Origin of the sequence: Streptomyces sp. NBC_00464 (assembly GCF_036013915.1) — a bacterium.
Taxonomy (GTDB): Bacteria; Actinomycetota; Actinomycetes; order Streptomycetales; family Streptomycetaceae; genus Streptomyces.
The window spans coordinates 4,845,106-4,865,126 of the sequence record NZ_CP107899.1; the positions used below are offsets into that span (position 1 = coordinate 4,845,106).

General features: G+C 69.5%; 14 protein-coding genes. 8 read left to right on the forward strand and 6 right to left on the reverse strand.

Annotated features, from left to right (window positions below):
• The first annotated feature begins 34 nt into the window (after window positions 1-34).
• The 4 genes from OG912_RS21840 to OG912_RS21855 all read left to right on the forward strand — a co-directional run bounded on the left by OG912_RS21840 (window position 35) and on the right by OG912_RS21855 (window position 4,586).
• Complete coding sequence (locus OG912_RS21840) at window positions 35-1,807, forward strand: LpqB family beta-propeller domain-containing protein (RefSeq protein ID WP_327713507.1); 1,773 nt, start codon at window positions 35-37, stop codon at window positions 1,805-1,807.
• 98 nt (window positions 1,808-1,905) lie between these two features.
• Window positions 1,906-2,634 carry a ComF family protein gene (locus tag OG912_RS21845; protein ID WP_326736506.1) on the forward strand — a complete coding sequence of 243 codons (729 nt, stop codon included), beginning with the start codon at window positions 1,906-1,908 and terminating at the stop codon, window positions 2,632-2,634.
• Window positions 2,635-2,955: 321 nt separating this feature from the next.
• Window positions 2,956-3,645 carry a ribosome hibernation-promoting factor, HPF/YfiA family gene (gene hpf, locus OG912_RS21850; RefSeq protein WP_326736504.1) on the forward strand — a complete coding sequence of 230 codons (690 nt, stop codon included), beginning with the start codon at window positions 2,956-2,958 and terminating at the stop codon, window positions 3,643-3,645.
• A gap of 185 nt (window positions 3,646-3,830) precedes the next feature.
• On the forward strand, window positions 3,831-4,586 hold the full coding sequence (locus OG912_RS21855; protein ID WP_326736503.1) for a response regulator transcription factor: 756 nt from the start codon (window positions 3,831-3,833) through the stop codon (window positions 4,584-4,586).
• Window positions 4,587-4,619: 33 nt separating this feature from the next.
• Here the strand turns inward: OG912_RS21855 and OG912_RS21860 are convergent, their stop codons facing one another.
• Complete coding sequence (locus OG912_RS21860; RefSeq protein WP_327710885.1) at window positions 4,620-5,795, reverse strand: winged helix-turn-helix domain-containing protein; 1,176 nt, start codon at window positions 5,793-5,795, stop codon at window positions 4,620-4,622.
• Window positions 5,796-5,844: 49 nt separating this feature from the next.
• The gene (locus tag OG912_RS21865; RefSeq protein WP_327710886.1) at window positions 5,845-6,435 is read right to left on the reverse strand and encodes a GNAT family N-acetyltransferase; all 591 of its coding nucleotides are present in this window, start codon (window positions 6,433-6,435) and stop codon (window positions 5,845-5,847) included.
• Window positions 6,436-6,675: 240 nt separating this feature from the next.
• Here OG912_RS21865 and secA point away from each other — a divergent pair, with 240 nt between their 5' ends.
• On the forward strand, window positions 6,676-9,498 hold the full coding sequence (gene secA, locus OG912_RS21870; RefSeq protein ID WP_327710887.1) for a preprotein translocase subunit SecA: 2,823 nt from the start codon (window positions 6,676-6,678) through the stop codon (window positions 9,496-9,498).
• Between the two features lie 430 nt (window positions 9,499-9,928).
• Here secA and OG912_RS21875 read toward each other — a convergent pair whose 3' ends face one another.
• Entirely contained in the window at window positions 9,929-10,348 is a 420-nt protein-coding gene (locus OG912_RS21875) for an Rv3235 family protein (RefSeq protein WP_326736499.1), read from the reverse strand.
• Window positions 10,349-10,637: 289 nt separating this feature from the next.
• Here OG912_RS21875 and OG912_RS21880 point away from each other — a divergent pair, with 289 nt between their 5' ends.
• Both OG912_RS21880 and OG912_RS21885 read left to right on the forward strand, forming a co-directional pair.
• Window positions 10,638-11,141 carry a DUF6912 family protein gene (locus OG912_RS21880; RefSeq protein WP_326736498.1) on the forward strand — a complete coding sequence of 168 codons (504 nt, stop codon included), beginning with the start codon at window positions 10,638-10,640 and terminating at the stop codon, window positions 11,139-11,141.
• 76 nt (window positions 11,142-11,217) lie between these two features.
• The gene (locus OG912_RS21885; RefSeq protein WP_327710888.1) at window positions 11,218-11,889 is read left to right on the forward strand and encodes an HAD family hydrolase; all 672 of its coding nucleotides are present in this window, start codon (window positions 11,218-11,220) and stop codon (window positions 11,887-11,889) included.
• Between the two features lie 22 nt (window positions 11,890-11,911).
• Here the strand turns inward: OG912_RS21885 and OG912_RS21890 are convergent, their stop codons facing one another.
• Window positions 11,912-12,478 (reverse strand): DJ-1/PfpI family protein, encoded by a 567-nt coding sequence (locus OG912_RS21890; protein ID WP_327710889.1) that lies wholly within the window; start codon window positions 12,476-12,478, stop codon window positions 11,912-11,914.
• 396 nt (window positions 12,479-12,874) lie between these two features.
• Here OG912_RS21890 and OG912_RS21895 point away from each other — a divergent pair, with 396 nt between their 5' ends.
• Window positions 12,875-17,908 (forward strand): NAD-glutamate dehydrogenase, encoded by a 5,034-nt coding sequence (locus OG912_RS21895; protein WP_327710890.1) that lies wholly within the window; start codon window positions 12,875-12,877, stop codon window positions 17,906-17,908.
• A 370-nt stretch (window positions 17,909-18,278) separates the two neighbouring features.
• Here the strand turns inward: OG912_RS21895 and OG912_RS21900 are convergent, their stop codons facing one another.
• Window positions 18,279-19,058: an ABC transporter ATP-binding protein gene (locus OG912_RS21900; protein WP_327710891.1), complete on the reverse strand. Its 780-nt coding sequence runs from the start codon at window positions 19,056-19,058 to the stop codon at window positions 18,279-18,281.
• Window positions 19,051-19,989, reverse strand: coding sequence for an ABC transporter permease (locus tag OG912_RS21905; RefSeq protein ID WP_443061005.1), 939 nt, complete (start codon window positions 19,987-19,989; stop codon window positions 19,051-19,053). The genes OG912_RS21900 and OG912_RS21905 overlap by 8 nt, the downstream gene beginning before the upstream one ends.
• Window positions 19,990-20,021 lie beyond the last annotated feature (32 nt).

Consider the following 20,021-nt stretch of genomic DNA (forward strand, 5'->3'; position numbering starts at 1 on the left):
ATGCGGCGCCGTGCTGCTGTCCGCGTGCGGCTCGATGCCCGTCACGGGGGACGTCAAGGCGGTGGACGCCTCGCAGCCCGGCGACTCCCAGGTGCAGGTGTATGCGGTCGCTCCGCGCGACGGCGCCACTCCGAACGAGGTGGTCGACGGCTTCCTGGAGTCGATGACCAGTGACGACTCCGATTTCAGGACCACGCGCCAGTACCTCACGAAGGAGGCGTCGAGCGGCTGGAAGCCGAGCGCGCTCACCACGGTGCTGGCCAAGGCGCCCAACCGGAGCGACCGGCCGGTCCACGACAGCGACCGCGGTACCAACGAGGTCAGCTACACCCTGACAGGCGAGAAGGTGGCGACGGTCGACGACCAGAACGCCTACCAGCCGCTCGCGCCGTCGGACTACTCCGGCACGCTTCACCTGGTGCGGCAGAAGGGTCCGGACGGCAAGGAATGGCGCATCGACATGGTGCCGGACGGACTGGTGCTCGGGCAGTCCGACTTCAAACGGCTCTACCGTTCCGTCAACAAGTTCTACTTCGCCACCGGGCGGACCGAGGCACAGTCCACGCTGGTCGCCGACCCCGTCTACATCCGTAACCGGACCGATCCGGCCACTGGCATGGACACGGTGACGCAGGCCGTCCGCAGCCTCCTGAGGGGCCCCACCGACTGGCTGCGGCCAGTGGTCGCATCCCGCTTTCCCACTGGTACCGGGCTGCGGAAGGGCGTCACGTCCCTGACACCCGACGACCGGAACGTGCTGAAGGTCCCGCTCGACAAGAAGGCCGACGGGACCGGGCAGCGCACCTGCCGGATGATGGCCTCGCAGGTGCTCTTCACCCTCCGCGACCTGACGTCCGCACGCGTCGAGCAGGTGGAGCTCCAGCGTTCCGACGGATCGGCGCTCTGTGTGCTGGGGGCGGACCAGGCCGAGGAGTACGCCCCCGACGGCTCGTCGGGCGGGCCCGACAGCCAGTACTTCGTCGATGCCAAGGGGCACGTGGAGCGCATTCCGGGGAGCACCCGGGGCAGCGGTGAGCCGGAGCCGGTGGCCGGTCCGTTCGGCAGCGGCTCGCTGAAGGTGAGTGCGGTCGGCGTGGCCCGGGACGAGCAGTCGGCGGCCGTGCTCTCGCAGCACGGGGACGCGCTCTACGTCTCCTCCATAGCGGCGGACGGCGAGCTTCCCGTCCCGGTGGTGACGAGCAAGGCCGGCAAGTCCACGGACCGGCTGACGGCACCCAGCTGGGACGGCCGGGGCGACCTCTGGGTCGCCGACCGCGACCCCGGCAACTCACGGCTGCTGCGGCTGGCCGACGGCACGGGCAAGCCCCAGGAGGTCACTGTGCCGAGCCTGGACGGCGGCCGGATCACGGCACTGCGCCTGTCCTCGGACGGGGTGCGCATCGCGCTGCTGCTGACGCGGGAGGACGGGACGGCGTCGCTGAAGATCGGCCGGATCGAGCGGAAGGGCCCGCAGGGCAAGGAGCAGGTCTCCGTGGTGGATCTGCGGCAGGCCGCGCCGCAGCTGGCCGATGTGACCGCGATGTCGTGGTCGGGCGGCAGCCGCCTCGTGGTGGTCGGCAAGGAGCAGGGAGGGGTGCAGCAGGTCCGCTATGTGCAGGCGGACGGCTCGACACCCTCCTCGGGTGTACTGCCCGGCGTCAACCAGGTGCGGGCCATCGCGGCGGCGGACGACGAACAGCTGCCGCTGATGGCGGACACGGTCGGCGACGGAATAGTGAAACTGCTGCCCGGGGACAACTGGCAGACCGTCCTGAAGGAAGGTTCGGCGCTGGTCTACCCGGGCTGACGCCCGCAGCCGGTGTGGTGGCCGGCGTTGCCCGGAGCGGCCCGGGGACGTTGTCCACAGGGGTGGTCGGGATGCCTCGGCGCGTGCACAGTGGAGTCATGCGCGGGTGGTGGCGGGAGATCGCCGGGCTGGTCCTGCCGGTGGACTGCGGAGGCTGTGGCAGGCCGCGGACCGAGCTGTGCGAGGAGTGCTGCGCGCAGCTGTACGGCGGCGTGCCGCGCCGGGTGAGGCCCGACCCGGAGCCCGCAGGTCTGCCCGTGGTGCATGCGGCCGCCGGGTACGAGAACGCGGTACGGGCCGTGCTGCTGGCCCACAAGGAGCGAGGTGTACTCGGCCTCGCCGGAGCCGCCGGCAGAGCGCTGGCGGGTGCTGTGAGGGCCGGGGCGGGGTCGTCGGCCGGTGCGGGGCCGCTCTTTCTGGTGCCCGTACCGTCGGCGCGGCGGGCTGTCGCCTCGCGCGGGCATGATCCTGCCCGCCGGATCGCGCTGGCGGCCGCGGCGGAACTGCGGCGTACGGGCACGCCCGCCCGGGTGGCCGGGGTGTTACGGCAGCGGCGTCCGGTGGCCGATCAGTCGGGGCTCGGAGCCAGGGAGCGCCGGGTGAATCTGGCGGGCGCTCTGGGGATGGTGGCCGGGGGTGAACGGCTGCTTGCCGCCGGTCGGGTGGTGCTGGTGGACGACCTGTTGACGACAGGTGCCTCACTGGCCGAGGCGGCACGGGTGATCGAAGCGGCCAACGGGTGGGGGAGCACCGTCTCCGGGGTGCGTCACGCGGCCGTGGTCGCAGCTTCTCCGTCCGCCTTCGAAATAAACCGGAACTGGAACTGAACTTGCATCGTTGCAGGTAGTGAGTGGGTAAAAAGACCTGAACGGAGGTACGTGCGAGTAGCGGGTGCCGACATCCCACCGGGCAGGCTATGTTCGGTTGTGAGGAATGGTGAATGCCAGGCCTCGACGAATGCACCACCAGGTTTCGGGCAGGCGACCCACCGAAGTTCGGAAACCGGGAATTCGGTGGGGTGGAGACCTTGCCGACGGGGGAGGAGGAGGTGGAAGTCACCGAGTCCGCGGCTCCGGCCATCACCGGGGCCTGGTGCAAAAGGGAGATGCTCCGCCGCTGAGCGGAGCGATCCGGGAACGGAGTTCTGCGTGGACATCGTCGTCAAGGGCCGCAAGACCGAGGTGCCCGAGCGGTTCCGCAAGCACGTGGCCGAGAAGCTGAAGCTGGACAAGATCCAGAAGTTCGACGGCAAGGTGATCAGCCTCGACGTGGAGGTGTCCAAGGAGCCGAATCCTCGTCAGGCAGACCGTTCCGACCGAGTGGAGATCACACTCCGCTCGCGTGGACCGGTCATCAGGGCAGAAGCGGCCGCAGGCGACCCGTACGCAGCGTTGGACCTGGCCACAGGCAAGTTGGAGGCGCGGCTGCGCAAGCAGCACGACAAGCGCTACAGCCGCCGCGGCACAGGTCGTATCCCCGCTGCGGAGGTCGGCGAAATGGTGCCGGACGCGGCGTCGTTCAACGGCGACGGCGAGCTGGTCGCCGACGAAGCGGTACAGCCCGTACCCACCACCAGGATCGGCTCGCTCGAGGTACAGGGCGAAGGACCGCTGGTGATGCGCGAGAAGACGCACGTCGCGGCACCCATGTCGCTCGACCAGGCGCTCTACGAGATGGAGCTGGTCGGTCACGACTTCTATCTGTTCGTCGACTCCGAGACGAAGGAACCCAGTGTCGTCTACCGGCGGCATGCTTACGACTACGGTGTCATCCACCTGAGGACCGACCCTCTGGCCGCCGATGAGGCGGGCGGCGCGGGCGGTGCGCTCGGCGGCTGACGCCACCACTTTGTGGTGCCCCTGGAGCGCCTGTGCGCCCCCAGGGGCACCTTCGTGCGACCACAGGATCACCGCTCTGACGTCCAGGCATGAAATCATGGCGGCCCAAGCCAATCGGTGCTCTGTGAACTGCCGTTGGCGGACAGTTTGTGAACTTCAGGCCGTGGCCTTCAGGGGGAGGAACGATGGCGGACACCTTCGGGCCCGTGCGCGATGCGAATGATGCCGACGACGCTGCCGGTGCCCGCACCGGCGCGTACGACGACAGCGGTTCCCGCAAGGAGCCGATCCGAGTTCTTGTGGTCGACGACCATGCCCTGTTCCGCAGAGGACTGGAGATCGTCCTCGCGCAGGAGGAGGACATCCAGGTCGTCGGTGAGGCGGGCGACGGGGCGGAGGCGGTCGACAAGGCGGCCGACCTGCTGCCCGACATCGTCCTGATGGACGTACGCATGCCCAAGCGGGGAGGCATCGAGGCCTGCACCTCCATCAAGGAGGTGGCCCCCAGCGCGAAGATCATCATGTTGACGATCAGCGACGAGGAAGCGGATCTCTACGACGCCATCAAGGCTGGGGCCACCGGCTATCTCCTCAAGGAGATCTCCACGGACGAGGTCGCCACCGCGATTCGCGCGGTCGCCGACGGGCAGTCCCAGATCAGCCCCTCCATGGCGTCGAAACTGCTCACCGAGTTCAAGTCGATGATCCAGCGGACCGACGAGCGCCGGCTGGTTCCGGCGCCCCGGCTCACCGAACGTGAGCTCGAGGTCCTCAAACTGGTTGCTACGGGCATGAACAATCGGGATATCGCCAAGGAACTCTTCATTTCCGAGAACACCGTGAAGAACCACGTCCGCAACATTCTGGAGAAGCTCCAGCTGCACTCGCGGATGGAAGCCGTGGTCTACGCCATGCGGGAGAAGATCCTCGAGATCAGGTGACCGGACCGGGGGTAAAGCCCCGGGAATGCGTGGTCACGCCAGGACGCGGGAGATTTCCCGGGTGAGCGGTCCGCGTAGCTCCGGTGCGTCCACCCGCTCCAGCCGGACCTCCGTGCAGCCGACCCAGGAAGCGGCTTCCACCAGCGCCTGCGCCATCGGCGCCACGGCCTTCGCGTCCGCCAGGGAGACCTGCCGGGCGACCAGCGTCGTGCCCTCGCGGGCCGGGTCGACCCGGCCCTGCAGCCTGCCGCCCGCCAGCAGCGGCATCGCGAAGTAGCCGTGGATCCGCTTGGGCTTGGGGACGTAGGCCTCCAGACGGTGGGTGAAACCGAAGATCCGCTCGGTCCGGGCACGCTCCCAGACCAGTGAGTCGAACGGCGACAGCAGCGTCGTGCGGTGGCGTCCGCGCGGCTCGGCGGCCAGCGCGGCCGGATCCGCCCAGGCCGGCTTCGCCCAGCCCTGCACCGTGACCGGGACCAGTCCGGAGTCCGCCACCACGGCGTCGAACTGCTCGCCCTTGAGCCGGTGGTAGTCGGCGATGTCCGCGCGGGTGCCGACGCCCAGTGACTGCCCCGCGAGCGCCACCAGCCGGCGCAGGCACTCGGCATCGTCCAGATCGTCGTGGAACACGGCATCGGGCAGGGCACGCTCCGCGAGGTCGTAGACCCGCTTCCAGCCGCGCCGCTCGGTGCACACCACCTCGCCGTACATCAGGGCCCGCTCGACGGCCACCTTCGAGGCGGACCAGTCCCACCACTCCCCGCCGTTCTTCGCGCCGCCCAGTTCCGTCGCCGTCAGGGGGCCCTCGGCGCGCAGCTGCTTGATGACGGTGTCGTAGGCCCCGTCCGGCAGGTCGTGGTGCCACTGCGGGCGCGCGCGGTAGGCGCGGCGGCGGAAGGCGAAGTGCGGCCATTCCTCGACCGGCAGGATGCAGGCCGCGTGCGACCAGTACTCGAAGGCCCGGCCACCCGACCAGTACGCCTCCTCGACCGTGTGCCGGCCGACCGCGCCCAGGCGCGCGTACGGAATCAGTTCATGCGACCGTGCGAGCACCGAGATCGTGTCGAGCTGTACGGCCCCGAGGTGCCGCAGGACCCCGGGCACCCCGGCCCGGCGGTCCGGGGCGCCGAGGAAGCCCTGGGCGCGCAGCGCGATCCTGCGGGCCTGGTCGGCGGAGAGTTCGGCTGCGGGAGGCTGCACAGACGTCATGCCCCGCACCCTAGAGGGCGGCACTGACATCCCGGCCGCGGCCGCCCCCTCACGGTTGGGCGGGGGCGGTCCCGGCCGGGAGGTACACGTCGGTGCCGGGCAGGCCGAGGTCGGACGGGAGCAGGGCGCCGGTCCACGCATCGCGGCGTACACCCTTGTTGATCACTCCGGAGCGCTGGTCGCCCTCCATCCGGAATCCGGCGCGCAGCGCGACGGCCCGCGAGGCGAGGTTGCCGGTCTCGGCCCGCCACTCCAGCCGGTCCCCGCCGAGCGAGGCGAAGGTCCAGCGGGCGGCGCAGAGGACCGCCTCAGTCGTGTAGCCGAGACCGCGGTGCTCCCTGGCGGTCCAGAAACCGACCTCGTACGTGCCCGGCCCGGTGCGTCGGTTGATGCCGAGCGCACCGGCCACGGCGCCGCTGTCGCGCACCGTCACGGCGAAGTTGTACATGGAGTCGTCCTGCCAGCCGCCGGGCGAGATCTGCCGGGCGAAGAGCTCCGCGTCCGCGAGGCCGTACGGCGAGGGGACGACCGTCCAGCGCTGGATGTCGGGGTCCTGGCAGGCAGCGTGCAGCGCCTTCGCGTCGCCCGGGACGAAGGGGCGCAGCAGCAGGCGGTCGGTGGTGAGAGTGATCGGCTCCATGTACGGATTCTGCTGAGCGAGCGGCCGCGTGGCGAGTACTTTTCGGGCTTCCCGGCACCTTCGGCACCCTTCGGCCGTTGACTCGGAAGGGCGCTGCGGGGTCAACGCAGTGGCAGCCCTCCCGGCGCGGCGGGGTCCTCGCTTACGATGGCCGTTGCGGTGGGGCCCACCTGCCGTGCCCGCGCCAGAGTCCATAACACGACCCAGTGCCAGGCCCGACCGGCAAGGAGACCAGCCTCAGTGTCCGTCTTCAACAAGCTCATGCGTGCAGGCGAAGGCAAGATCCTGCGCAAACTGCACCGCATCGCGGACCAGGTCAGCTCCATCGAAGAGGACTTCGTCAACCTCTCCGACGCCGAGCTGCGGGCGCTCACCGACGAGTACAAGGAACGGTACGCGGACGGCGAGAGCCTGGACGACCTGCTTCCCGAGGCATTCGCGACTGTCCGTGAGGCCGCCAAGCGGGTCCTCGGACAGCGCCACTACGACGTCCAGATGATGGGCGGCGCAGCCCTGCACCTCGGTTACGTGGCCGAGATGAAGACCGGCGAGGGCAAGACCCTCGTCGGCACCCTGCCCGCGTATCTCAACGCACTCTCGGGCAAGGGCGTGCACCTGATCACGGTCAACGACTATCTGGCCGAGCGCGACTCGGAGATGATGGGCCGGGTCCACAAGTTCCTCGGACTGAGTGTCGGCTGCATCATCGCCAACATGACTCCGGCCCAGCGCCGCGAGCAGTACGGCTGCGACATCACGTACGGAACGAACAACGAGTTCGGGTTCGACTACCTCCGCGACAACATGGCCTGGGCGCAGGACGAGCTCGTCCAGCGTGGCCACAACTTCGCGATCGTCGACGAGGTCGACTCGATCCTGGTCGACGAGGCCCGTACGCCACTGATCATCTCCGGCCCCGCCGACCAGGCGACCAAGTGGTACGGCGACTTCGCCAAGCTGGTCACCCGCCTGGCCAAGGGCGAGGCCGGCAACCCGCTCAAGGGCATCGAGGAGACCGGCGACTACGAGGTCGACGAGAAGAAGCGGACCGTCGCGATCCATGAGCCCGGTGTCGCGAAGGTCGAGGACTGGCTCGGTATCGAGAACCTCTACGAGTCGGTGAACACCCCCCTCGTCGGGTACCTCAACAACGCCATCAAGGCCAAGGAACTCTTCAAGAAGGACAAGGACTACGTCGTCATCGACGGCGAAGTCATGATCGTCGACGAGCACACCGGCCGTATCCTCGCCGGCCGCCGCTACAACGAGGGCATGCACCAGGCGATCGAGGCGAAGGAAGGGGTGGACATCAAGGACGAGAACCAGACGCTCGCCACGATCACCCTCCAGAACTTCTTCCGCCTCTACGGCAAGCTCTCGGGCATGACCGGTACGGCGATGACCGAGGCCGCCGAGTTCCACCAGATCTACAAGCTCGGCGTGGTGCCGATCCCGACCAACCGGCCGATGGTCCGGGCCGACCAGTCGGACCTGATCTACCGCACCGAGGTCGCGAAGTTCGCCGCCGTCGTCGACGACATCGCCGAGAAGCACGAGAAGGGCCAGCCGATCCTGGTCGGCACCACCTCGGTCGAGAAGTCCGAGTACCTCTCGCAGCAGCTCTCCAAGCGCGGTGTGCAGCACGAGGTCCTCAACGCCAAGCAGCACGACCGGGAGGCGCCGATCATCGCGCAGGCCGGTCGCAAGGGCGCCGTCACGGTCGCGACGAACATGGCGGGCCGCGGTACGGACATCAAGCTGGGCGGTAACCCCGACGACCTGGCCGAGGCGGATCTGCGCCAGCGCGGACTGGACCCGGTCGAGCACGTCGAGGAGTGGGCGGCCGCGCTGCCCGCGGCGCTGGAGAAGGCCGAGCAGGCGGTGAAGGCCGAGCACGACGAGGTCAAGGACCTCGGCGGGCTGTACGTCCTCGGTACCGAGCGCCACGAGTCGCGGCGTATCGACAACCAGCTGCGTGGTCGTTCCGGTCGTCAGGGTGACCCGGGCGAGTCCCGTTTCTACCTCTCCCTCGGCGACGACCTGATGCGTCTGTTCAAGGCGCAGATGGTCGAGCGCGTCATGTCGATGGCCAATGTGCCGGACGACGTGCCGATCGAGAACAAGATGGTGACGCGGGCGATCGCGTCGGCGCAGTCGCAGGTCGAGCAGCAGAACTTCGAGACGCGTAAGAACGTCCTGAAGTACGACGAGGTGCTCAACCGGCAGCGTGAGGTCATCTACGGTGAGCGGCGCCGGGTCCTGGAGGGTGAGGACCTGCAGGACCAGATCCGCCACTTCATGGACGACACGATCGACGACTACATCCGCCAGGAGACGGCGGAGGGGTTCGCCGAGGAGTGGGACCTGGACCGGCTGTGGGGCGCGTTCAAGCAGCTCTACCCGGTGAAGGTCACGGTCGCCGAGCTGGAGGAGGCCGCCGGGGATCTCGCCGGTGTCACCGCCGAGTTCATCGCCGAGTCGGTCAAGGACGACATCCACGAGCAGTACGACGAGCGTGAGAAGACGCTCGGCTCCGACATCATGCGTGAGCTCGAGCGGCGTGTGGTGCTGTCCGTCCTGGACCGCAAGTGGCGTGAGCACCTCTACGAGATGGATTACCTCCAGGAGGGCATCGGCCTCCGTGCCATGGCGCAGAAGGACCCGCTGGTGGAGTACCAGCGCGAGGGCTTCGACATGTTCAACGCCATGATGGAGGGCATCAAGGAGGAGTCCGTCGGCTACCTGTTCAACCTGGAGGTCCAGGTCGAGCAGCAGGTCGAGGAGGTTCCCGTCCAGGACGCGGCGACTTCGCTGTCCAAGGAGGACGCCGTTCCGGCGGCGCGTCCGGAGATCCGGGCCAAGGGGCTCGACGCTCCGCAGCGTCCGGACCGGCTGCACTTCTCCGCTCCCACGGTGGACGGGGAGGGTGGTGTCGTCGAGGGCGACTTCTCCAACGGTGACGGTGACGGCGCCGGATCCGCGGAGTCGGACGGGCTCACTCGGGCGGAGCGGCGCAAGGCGCAGAAGAGTGGTGGCGGTGGTGGGCGGCGCCGCAAGAAGTAGCGTGCGCTGATTGTTGTCTGCGGCCGGGGCCGGGCACCGTTGGGTGTCCGGCCCCGGCCGTTGTGTGTTCGGGGGTGGGCGGGTGCGGGGTGGGTGGGGTGCGCCTGCGGCGGGCCTTGTCCCCTACCCGCCCCTTCCCGTAACCGGGGCTCCGCCCCGGACCCCGCTCCTCAAACGCCGGAGGGGCTGGAAGGGGTTCGGAGAGGCCGAAAGGGGCGGAGGGGGCGGAAGGACTGGAAGGGAACGCCGGAGAGGCCGAAAGGGGTGGATGGGGCCGGAGGGGCTGGAAGGGAACGCCGGAAGGGGTGGATGGGGTCCGTGGGGCTGGACTGGGTGGCTGGAGGGGGTGGGACGGGGTCCTCGGGGCCGGATTGTTGTCCGAGAGGAGGTGGGCGGGCTCGTAGGGGCCGGTTCTTGCCCCGGGAAGGGGTCAGGAGCGGCGTACCGGGGTGTTGCCCAGTTCCACCGCGGCGCAGCGCCAGCGGAGGTCGGGGCCCTGTTCCAGGCGGAAGGCCATGGCGAGGACCTGTTCGCCCGCCGCGATGCTCGCGCAGGCCTCCACGACGCCCGGAGCCGGCTGGGTGCCTCGGCACATGCGGATGACCGGGCGGGCGCCGCGGCTCCTGAGCGGGGTGGTGGGGGTCAGGTCGGCGAGCTGGTCGTAGGCGTCGCCGATCGTGTGTCCGAGCATCCAGTGGACTGGGCGCTGGCCGCTGAGTACCGCCAGGAGGCGTTCCGCGAACCACTGGTGGGGCCGGATCCGCTGGGGCATCCGGCGGCGTTGTGCGGGTACGGCTTCGGGCCTGCGTGCGTCGTGCCGTCCGGCAGGACGGGTCCTGTTCGTGGTCATCGCTGTCGCCCCCGTGCTTCAGAGGCCCGGATCAGTACCGGGCGGTAACTTCTGCTGGTGATCTTCTACGGGGACGGCGGAGGCCGCCGCAAGCGTCGGTAGGCCGGGGGTGGAGAGCCCTGAGTTCACCTATCCGGGTGGCGGGGCCGGTCCGGTGAGGGGGCCGGGGGCGGGCCGGGCAGGGTGAGGGCCGGTTGCCGGGTGGACGGGGCAGGGCCAGGACACGTAACCCCAAAGGGGGACGCCCCACGTATCCTGAGGGCGTTCCGACTACGAAAGCGGCCCAGCCATGCGCGTGTACGTCCCCCTGACCCTCTCCGGGCTCGCAGCGGCGCACCGGGCCGGCGAAGTCGGCCCAGGACCGTTGACCGCCTACGCGGTGACCCCCGCGCTGCGGGAGTGGTACGTCTCCGACGACATCGAGGAGCTGGAGTACGCGGCGCTCAACCGGGCCGCGTCCGCGTCGCTGCGGCTGATCGCCGGGGACCCCGCGGTCGCCCGCCGCCGGGTCGTCGTCGCCGTCGACGTGCCGGACGGGGCCGCGGTCGCCGACCCGGACCACATCCTCGACGCCTCCTCACTCGGTGAGGTCACCATCGCCTCCGCGGTCGCACTGACCGCGGCCGCCGCCGTGCACGTCGACTCGGATGAGGCCGACAAGGACGTCACGGCGGCGGCGGCCGCCCTGGGAGCGGCGGACCTCGGTGACGACGACGCCCAGTTCACCGTCGACGGTGCCGAGGACCACGAGCTGCTGTGGTTCGGGATCCAGGAGATCCCGAACCTGATCTGACCGGGTGAGGCCCCGGCGGAGGGCTCGTCGCCGGGCTGTCGGGACCGATGTCGGTGGCAGCGGGTATTTTTCTTGCATGGGGACGCACGGGAAGCACCGCACACATCTGGTCTGGGACTGGAACGGCACTCTGCTCGACGACAACACCGCGGTCGTCGGTGCGACGAACGCCGCGTTCATGGAGATCGGCCTGGCGCCGATCACGCTGGAGCAGTACCGGGAGATGTACTGCATCCCGATACCCCGGTTCTACGAGCGTCTGATGGGCCGGCTGCCCACGGAGACCGAGTGGGAGCGGATGGACGGGGTCTTCCACCGCAGCTACACCGAGCGGCGCGAGGCCTGTGGGCTGACCGAGGGGGCCGCCGAGCTGCTCGCGCAGTGGCAGCTGGCCGGCCGGAGCCAGTCCCTGCTGAGCATGTACGGGCACGAGCACCTGGTCCCTGTCGTGCGGGGATACGGCATCGAGCGGCATTTCGTGCGCGTCGACGGTCGTACCGGGCCGTCCGGCGGCAGCAAGGCGCAGCACATGGAGCGGCACTTCGCGGCGCTGGACGGGATATCCCCCGAGCACACGGTGGTCATAGGTGACGCCGTGGACGATGCGGTGGCCGCGGCCCATGTCGGAGCGAAGGCGGTGCTCTTCACCGGCGGCTCGCACAGCCGGACCAGCCTGGAGGCGGCCGGGGTGCCCGTCGTGGACACCCTGGCCGAGGCCGCGGCCCTCGCCCAGCAGCTGGGCGAGTAGCCGGCGGCCCGTGGGGGCGGACTCAGGCGACCGGGGCCTTGGTGCGGAGCACGGTGAGGAATTCACGCATCCAGGCCGAGTGGTCCGGCCAGGCGCGGGACGAGACCAGGGTGCCGTCCACCACGACCTCGGTGTCCTGGAAGGTGGCCCCGGCCGTCCCCATGTCGGGTTCCAGTGCGGGATAGGCCGTGACCTGTCGGTTCTTCAGCGCGCCGACCGCTGCCGTCATCAGCGGTCCGTGGCAGATCTGGGCCACCGGGCGGTCGGTGTCGAAGAACGCCGAGAGGATCGTGCGGAGATCGGCGTCGTTGCGCAGGTACTCGGGGGCGCGCCCTCCCGGGACGACGAGGGCCACGTAGTCGTCCGGGTCGACCTCGGAGAAGGCCAGATCGGCCGGCCAGGTGTAGCCGGGCTTCTCGGTATAGGTGTCGAAGCCGGGCTCGAAGTCGTGGACCACGAAGCGGAGCGTCTTGCGGGAGGGAGCGGCGATATGGACCTCGTAACCCTCCTCGCGCAGCCGCTGGTACGGGTAGAGGACTTCGAGGGACTCGGCGGCGTCGCCGGTGACGATCAGGATCTTCGGTGCCATGGCAGGGCTCCCCACGGTGCGTCGGCCTGTTCTTTTTACCGGTACCAGAGTGCGACAGCGACGGCCCTCGCGCTGTCCAGAGTGTCAAAGTTCGTGGCCTTCTTTTGTACACATGCGGCCCGTGACGGTTACGGGGGCGGGCGAGATAGCCTGGGTCCGTGATCAGCGCGATACGCCTCGGGGGCAGTGAAGCCCCCGGCCTGCGCCCGGAGTGCCACCGCACCCGGGCCATGACTGATCCCCTCCGCCCGGCCCGACTGCCAAAAATGGCCAATAAGGTCCCGGGTATATCTCATAGCGGCATAGCGTCGACTCAGACCGGAAACCCCGTGTCGTGGCGGTACGTCGTCTTTTTCACCTACGTCACGCAACGGCGCGCGACAGGAGCCAGAGGACATGCAGACCAAGCTGGACGAAGCCAAGGCCGAGCTGCTCGCACGGGCCGCCAAGGTAGCTGACAACAGCCCGGGCGGTGGTGTCGGTGGCCCGGGCGGTACCCCCCGGGTGCATGTCGCGGCCACCGGCGCCGACGACGGCACCGGGGCCGGGCAGGAGCGTCCGCGCCAGGACGTACTGCTCGCCTATCTCCAGCGCTACTACCTCCACACCGCTCCGGAGGACATCGCAGGCCGGGACCCGGTCGACGTCTTCGGTGCCGCCTCCTCCCACTACCGGCTCGCCGAGAACCGCCCGCAGGGCACGGCCAACGTCCGGGTGCACACCCCGACCGTCGAGGAGAACGGCTGGACCTGCAGCCACTCCGTCGTCGAGGTCGTCACCGACGACATGCCGTTCCTGGTCGACTCCGTCACCAACGAGCTGTCCCGCCAGGGCCGCGGCATCCATGTCGTGATCCACCCCCAGGTCATCGTCCGCCGTGATGTCACCGGCAAGCTGATCGAGGTCCTCACCGAGGGCGTCGGCATCTCGACGGACCCCCAAGCCGGCCGGAAGAACGCCAAGGGGGCGAAGGACGCCAAGGCCGAGCTGCCGCACGACGCGCTCGTCGAGTCCTGGATCCACGTCGAGATCGACCGCGAGACCGACCGCGCCGACCTCAAGCAGATCCAGACCGACCTGCTGCGGGTCCTGTCCGACGTACGGGAGACCGTCGAGGACTGGGAGAAGATGCGGGACGCCGCGCTGCGCATCGCCGACGACCTGCCCGGCGAGCCGCTCGACGACCTTGCCGACGACGAGGTGAACGAGGCCAGGGAGCTGCTGCGCTGGCTCGCCGCGGACCACTTCACCTTCCTCGGCTACCGCGAGTACGAACTGACGGACACCGACGCGCTGGCCGCCGTGCCCGGAACCGGCCTCGGCATCCTGCGCTCCGACCCGCACCACAGCGAGAACGAGGCGCACCCGGTCAGCCCCTCCTTCGACCGGCTGCCCGCCGACGCCCGGGCCAAGGCCCGCGAGCACAAGCTCCTCATCCTGACCAAGGCCAACAGCCGGGCGACCGTGCACCGGCCCAGCTACCTCGACTACGTCGGCGTGAAGAAGTTCGACGCCGACGGCAACGTCACCGGTGAGCGCCGCTTCCTCGGACTGTTCTCGTCCGCCGCCTACACCGAGTCCGTGCGCCGGGTGCCCGTCATCCGCCGCAAGGTCGCCGAGGTGCTGGAGGGCGCGGGCTTCTCGTACAACAGCCACGACGGCCGCGACCTGCTGCAGATCCTGGAGACGTACCCCCGCGACGAGCTGTTCCAGACGCCGCCCGACCAGCTGCGCTCCATCGTCACCTCGGTGCTCTACCTCCAGGAGCGGCGCCGGCTCCGGCTCTACCTGCGCCAGGACGAGTACGGGCGCTACTACTCCGCGATCGTCTACCTGCCGCGCGACCGCTACACCACCGGTGTGCGCCTGCGGCTGATCGACATCCTCAAGGAGGAGCTGAACGGGACCAGCGTCGACTTCACCGCCTGGAACACCGAATCGATCCTCTCCCGGCTGCACTTCGTCGTACGGGTGGCCCCCGGCAGTGAGCTGACCGGCCTCACCGACGCCGAGGCCGACCGTATCGAGGCCCGGCTCGTCGAGGCTGCCCGCTCCTGGGCCGACGGCTTCCAGGAAGCGCTGGGCGCCGAGTGCGGAGAGGAGCGCGCCGCCGAGCTGCTGCGTCACTACGGGCACTCGTTCCCCGAGGGCTACAAGGCCGACCACTCGCCGCGCTCCGCCGTGGCCGACCTGGTCCACCTCGAAGCCCTCAAGGAGGACGAGAAGGACTTCGCCCTCAGCCTGTACGAGCCGGTCGGCGCCGCCCCCGGCGAGCGCCGGTTCAAGATCTACCGGACCGGCGAGCAGGTCTCCCTGTCCGCCGTCCTCCCGGCGCTCCAGCGGCTCGGTGTCGAGGTCGTCGACGAGCGTCCGTACGAGCTGCGCTGCGCGGACGGTACGCACGCCTGGATCTACGACTTCGGGCTGCGCATGCCGCAGGCCACGGCCAACGGCGGCTACCTGGCCGACGACGCCCGCGAGCGGTTCCAGGAGGCCTTCGCCGCCGTGTGGACCGGCGAGGCGGAGAACGACGGCTTCAACGGGCTGGTGCTGAGCGCCGGTCTGAACTGGCGGCAGGCCATGGTGCTGCGCGCCTACGCCAAGTACCTGCGCCAGGCCGGATCCACGTTCAGCCAGGACTACATGGAGAGCACCCTCCAGAACAACGTCCACACCACCCGGCTGCTGGTCTCGCTCTTCGAGGCCCGGATGTCGCCGGAGCGCCAGAGCGCCGGTACGGAGCTGACCGACGGGCTCCTCGAAGAGCTCGACGGGGCCCTGGACCAGGTCGCCTCGCTCGACGAGGACCGGATCCTGCGGTCCTTCCTCACCGTCATCAAGGCCACCCTGCGCACCAACTTCTTCCAGCGCGCGGAGAGCGGAAAGCCGCACGGCTATGTGTCGATGAAGTTCGACCCGCAGTCCATCCCGGATCTTCCGGCGCCCCGCCCGGCGTTCGAGATCTGGGTGTACTCGCCGCGCGTCGAGGGTGTCCACCTGCGCTTCGGCAAGGTCGCCCGTGGCGGTCTGCGCTGGTCCGACCGGCGCGAGGACTTCCGTACGGAGATCCTCGGCCTGGTCAAGGCGCAGATGGTGAAGAACACCGTCATCGTGCCGGTCGGCGCCAAGGGCGGCTTCGTCGCCAAGCAGCTGCCCGACCCGGCCGTCGACCGTGACGCCTGGATGGCCGAGGGCATCGCCTCGTACCGCACCTTCATCTCGGCGCTGCTCGACATCACCGACAACATGGTCGCGGGCGAGGTCGTGCCCCCCAAGGACGTCGTCCGGCACGACGAGGACGACACCTACCTCGTCGTCGCCGCCGACAAGGGCACCGCGAAGTTCTCCGACATCGCCAACGAGGTCGCCGTCGCGTACGGCTTCTGGCTCGGTGACGCGTTCGCCTCCGGCGGTTCGGCCGGCTACGACCACAAGGGCATGGGCATCACCGCCCGCGGCGCCTGGGAGTCCGTCAAGCGGCACTTCCGGGAGCTCGGCCACGACACACAGACGGAGGACTTCACCGTCGTCGGCGTCGGCGACATGTCGGGCGACGTGTTCGGCAACGGGATGCTGCTCTCCGAGCACATCCGGCTCGTCGCGGCCTTCGACCACCGGCACATCTTCATCGACCCGAAGCCGGACGCCGCGACCTCGTACGCCGAGCGGCGCCGCCTCTTCGACCTGCCGCGCAGCTCCTGGGCCGACTACGACAAGGGACTGATCTCCGCGGGCGGCGGCATCCACCCGCGCAGCGCCAAGTCGATTCCGGTCAACGCGCACATGCGCGAGGCGCTCGGCATCGAGGCCGGGGTCACCAAGATGACGCCCGCCGACCTGATGCAGACCATCCTCAAGGCCCCCGTCGACCTGGCGTGGAACGGCGGCATCGGTACGTACATCAAGTCCTCCGCCGAGTCGAACGCGGACGTCGGGGACAAGGCCAACGACGCGATCCGCGTCAACGGCGAGGACCTGCGGGCCAAGGTCGTCGGCGAGGGCGGCAACCTCGGCGCCACCCAGCTGGGCCGGATCGAGTTCGCCCGTACCGGCGGGCGGATCAACACCGACGCGATCGACAACAGCGCCGGTGTGGACACCTCCGACCACGAGGTGAACATCAAGATCCTGCTCAACGGTCTGGTCCGGGACGGCGACATGACGGTCAAGCAGCGCAACAAGCTGCTCGCCGAGATGACCGACGAGATCGGCCACCTGGTGCTGCGCAACAACTACGCGCAGAACACCGCGCTCGCCAACTCGGTCGCCCAGGCGCCCTCACTGCTCCACGCACAGCAGCGCTTCATGCGCCGGCTGGGCCGCGACGGGTACCTGGACCGGGCCCTGGAGTTCCTGCCCACCGACCGGCAGATCCGCGAACTGCTGAGCGCGGGCAAGGGGCTCAGCCAGCCCGAGCTGGCCGTGCTGCTCGCCTACACGAAGATCACGGCGGCGCAGGAGCTGATCGGTACGAGCCTGCCGGACGACGCGCACCTGCAGAAGCTGCTGCACGCCTACTTCCCGCAGCAGCTGCGCGAGCGCTTCCCCGACGCGGTCGACGGGCACGCGCTGCGGCGCGAGATCATCACCACGGTCCTGGTGAACGACACGGTGAACACCGGTGGTTCGACCTTCCTGCACCGGCTGCGGGAAGAGACCGGTGCCTCGATCGGGGAGATCGTGCGGGCCCAGTTCGCGGCCCGGGAGATCTTCGGTCTCGGCGCGGTGTGGGACGCCGTCGAGGCGCTCGACAACAAGGTCCCCGCCGATGTGCAGACCCGGATCCGGCTGCACTCGCGCCGGCTCGTCGAGCGCGGCTCGCGTTGGCTGCTCGGCAACCGTCCGCAGCCGCTGGAGATCGCCGGGACGATCGACTTCTTCCGTGACGGTGTCGAGCAGGTCTGGGCCGAGCTGCCCAAGATGCTGATGGGCGCCGACCAGGAGTGGTACCAGGGAATCCTGGACGAGCTCACCGAGGCGGGGGTCCCGGACGCGCTGGCGCAGCGCGTCGCCGGATTCTCGTCGGCCTTCCCGGCGCTCGACATCGTGGCGATCGCCGACCGTACGGGCAAGGCCCCGCTGGCCGTCGCCGAGGTGTACTACGACCTCGCGGACCGGCTGGGCATCACCCAGCTGATGGACCGGATCATCGAGCTGCCGCGGGCCGACCGCTGGCAGTCGATGGCCCGAGCCTCCATCCGCGAGGACCTGTACGCCGCGCACGCGGCGCTCACGGGCGACGTGCTGAGCGCGGGCAACGGGTCCTCCTCGCCGCAGGAGCGGTTCGAGGCGTGGGAGGGGAAGAACGCGGCGATCCTGTCGCGGTCGCGGTCCACGCTGGAGGAGATCCAGGGGTCGGACGCGTTCGACCTGGCGAACCTGTCGGTGGCGATGCGGACGATGCGGACGTTGTTGCGTACGCACGCGTAGGGGTGTGTGGGGCGAGGCGGCTGCCGGGTGCGTTCCGGTGGCCGCCTCGCCTTGTCCTCAAGCGCCGGACGGGCTGGGTGGGTGCTGCCCCGGCCGGGGCGGGGGTTTTGTCCTCAAGCGCCGGACGGGCTGGGTTTTGCCGGTGTGGGCTTTGAGGTGGTGGGTTGTGGGCCCTGAGGTGGCGGGTGCGGCCGGGGCGCGGGTTTTGTCCTCAAGCGCCGGACGGGCTGGATTTGCCGGGTGCGGGCTTTGAGGTGGCGGGTTGTGGGCCCTGAGGTGGCGGGATTGGGGCGGCCCTTGAGGTGGCGGGTTTGGCCGGGCGCGGGCTTTGAGGTGGCGGGTTTGGCCGGGGTGCGGGGCTTGAGGTGGGTTACTTCTTGCCGGTGAAATTCTCGTACGCCGCTACGACTTCCTTGGCCGGGCCGTCCATCCGCAGGGTGCCCGCCTCCAGCCAGATCGCCCGGTCGCAGGTCTCGGTGATCGACTTGTTGTGGTGGCTGACCAGGAAGACCGTGCCGGCCTGCTTGCGCAGTTCGATGATCCGTTCCTTGCTGCGCCGCTGGAACCGGGCGTCGCCCGTGGAGAGAGCCTCGTCGATCAGGAGGACGTCGTGGTCCTTGGCCGCGGCGATGGAGAAGCGCAGCCGGGCACCCATGCCGGAGGAGTACGTGCGCATCGGCAGGGTGATGAAGTCGCCCTTCTCGTTGATGCCGGAGAAGTCGACGATGTCGGCGTAGCGTTCGCGGATCTGCGCGCGGCTCATGCCCATCGCGAGCCCCCCGAGCACGACGTTGCGCTCGCCTGTCAGGTCGCTCATCAGCGCCGCGTTCACGCCGAGCAGCGAAGGCTGGCCCTGGGTGTGGACGCGGCCCTTCGTGGCGGGCAGCAGCCCGGCGATCGCCTTGAGCAGGGTCGACTTCCCCGAGCCGTTGGAGCCGATCAGCCCGATCGCCTCTCCCTTGTACGCGGCGAAGCTGACCCCCTTCACGGCGTGCACCTCGCGTACCCCGGGGGACTGCCGGCGCGAGGCGAGCCGGCTGAGGGCCGAGGTGGCGCTGCCCTTTCCGGTGCGGGCGCCGTTGACCTTGTACGTGATGTGGACGTCGTCGACGACGACGGTCGGGACCCGGAGGTCTGTGCGGTCAGCCACGTCCGTAACTCTCCTCGGCCTTCCAGAAGTAGATGAATCCGCCCACGCCGCACAGCAGCGCCCAGCCGGTGGCGATGGCCCACACGTGCGGGGGCAGCTGTTCGCCCCCGAAGCTGTCGATGAGGGCGAACCGCATCAGGTTGATGAAGACGGCGGCCGGATTGACCTCCAGCGCCAGTTTCACCAGGTGCGGTACCTGATTGCCCTGGAGCATCGTGCCGACGCTCCACATCACGCCCGACGCGTACATCCAGGTGCGCAGGATGAACGGCGTCAGCTGGGCGATGTCCGGGGTCCGTGCGGCCAGCCTGGCCATGACCATCGAGATGCCGGTGTTGAAGACGGCCTGCAGGGCCAGGGCCGGCACCGCCAGCAGCCAGGCGGGCTGCGGGTACTGGCCGAACACCAGCAGGATCAGGACCAGCGCGCCCAGCGAGAAGAGCAGCTGCTGGAGCTGTTGCAGGGCCAGTGCGATCGGCAGTGAGGCCCGCGGGAAGTGCAGGGCCCGCACGAGGCCGATGTTGCCGCTGATCGCACGGGTGCCGACGGTGATCGACTGGCTGGTGAAGGTCCAGATGAAGACTCCGGTGACCAGGAACGGGACATAGTCCGGGACGCCGTGCTTCGTCTTCATCAGGACGCCGAAGATGAAGTAGTAGACCGTCGCGTTGAGCAGCGGGGTCATGATCTGCCAGATCTGGCCGAGCTTCGCCTGGCTGTACTGGGCGGTGAGCTTGGCGGTGGCGAACGCGGTGATGAAGTGCCGCCGCCCCCACAGTTGCCGGACGTACGCCGGCAGGGTCGGGCGGGCTCCGCTCACGGTCAGTCCGTGGCGGGCCGCCAGGGCGGCGAGCTCGCCCGGGGCGTATTCGGGCGGGGAGGCGGACGGCGGGGCGTCCGCCGGGGCCTGGGCTGTTGTCTGGCTCACCACGATCGCTTTCGACGGAAGGCGGGAAGGCGGGA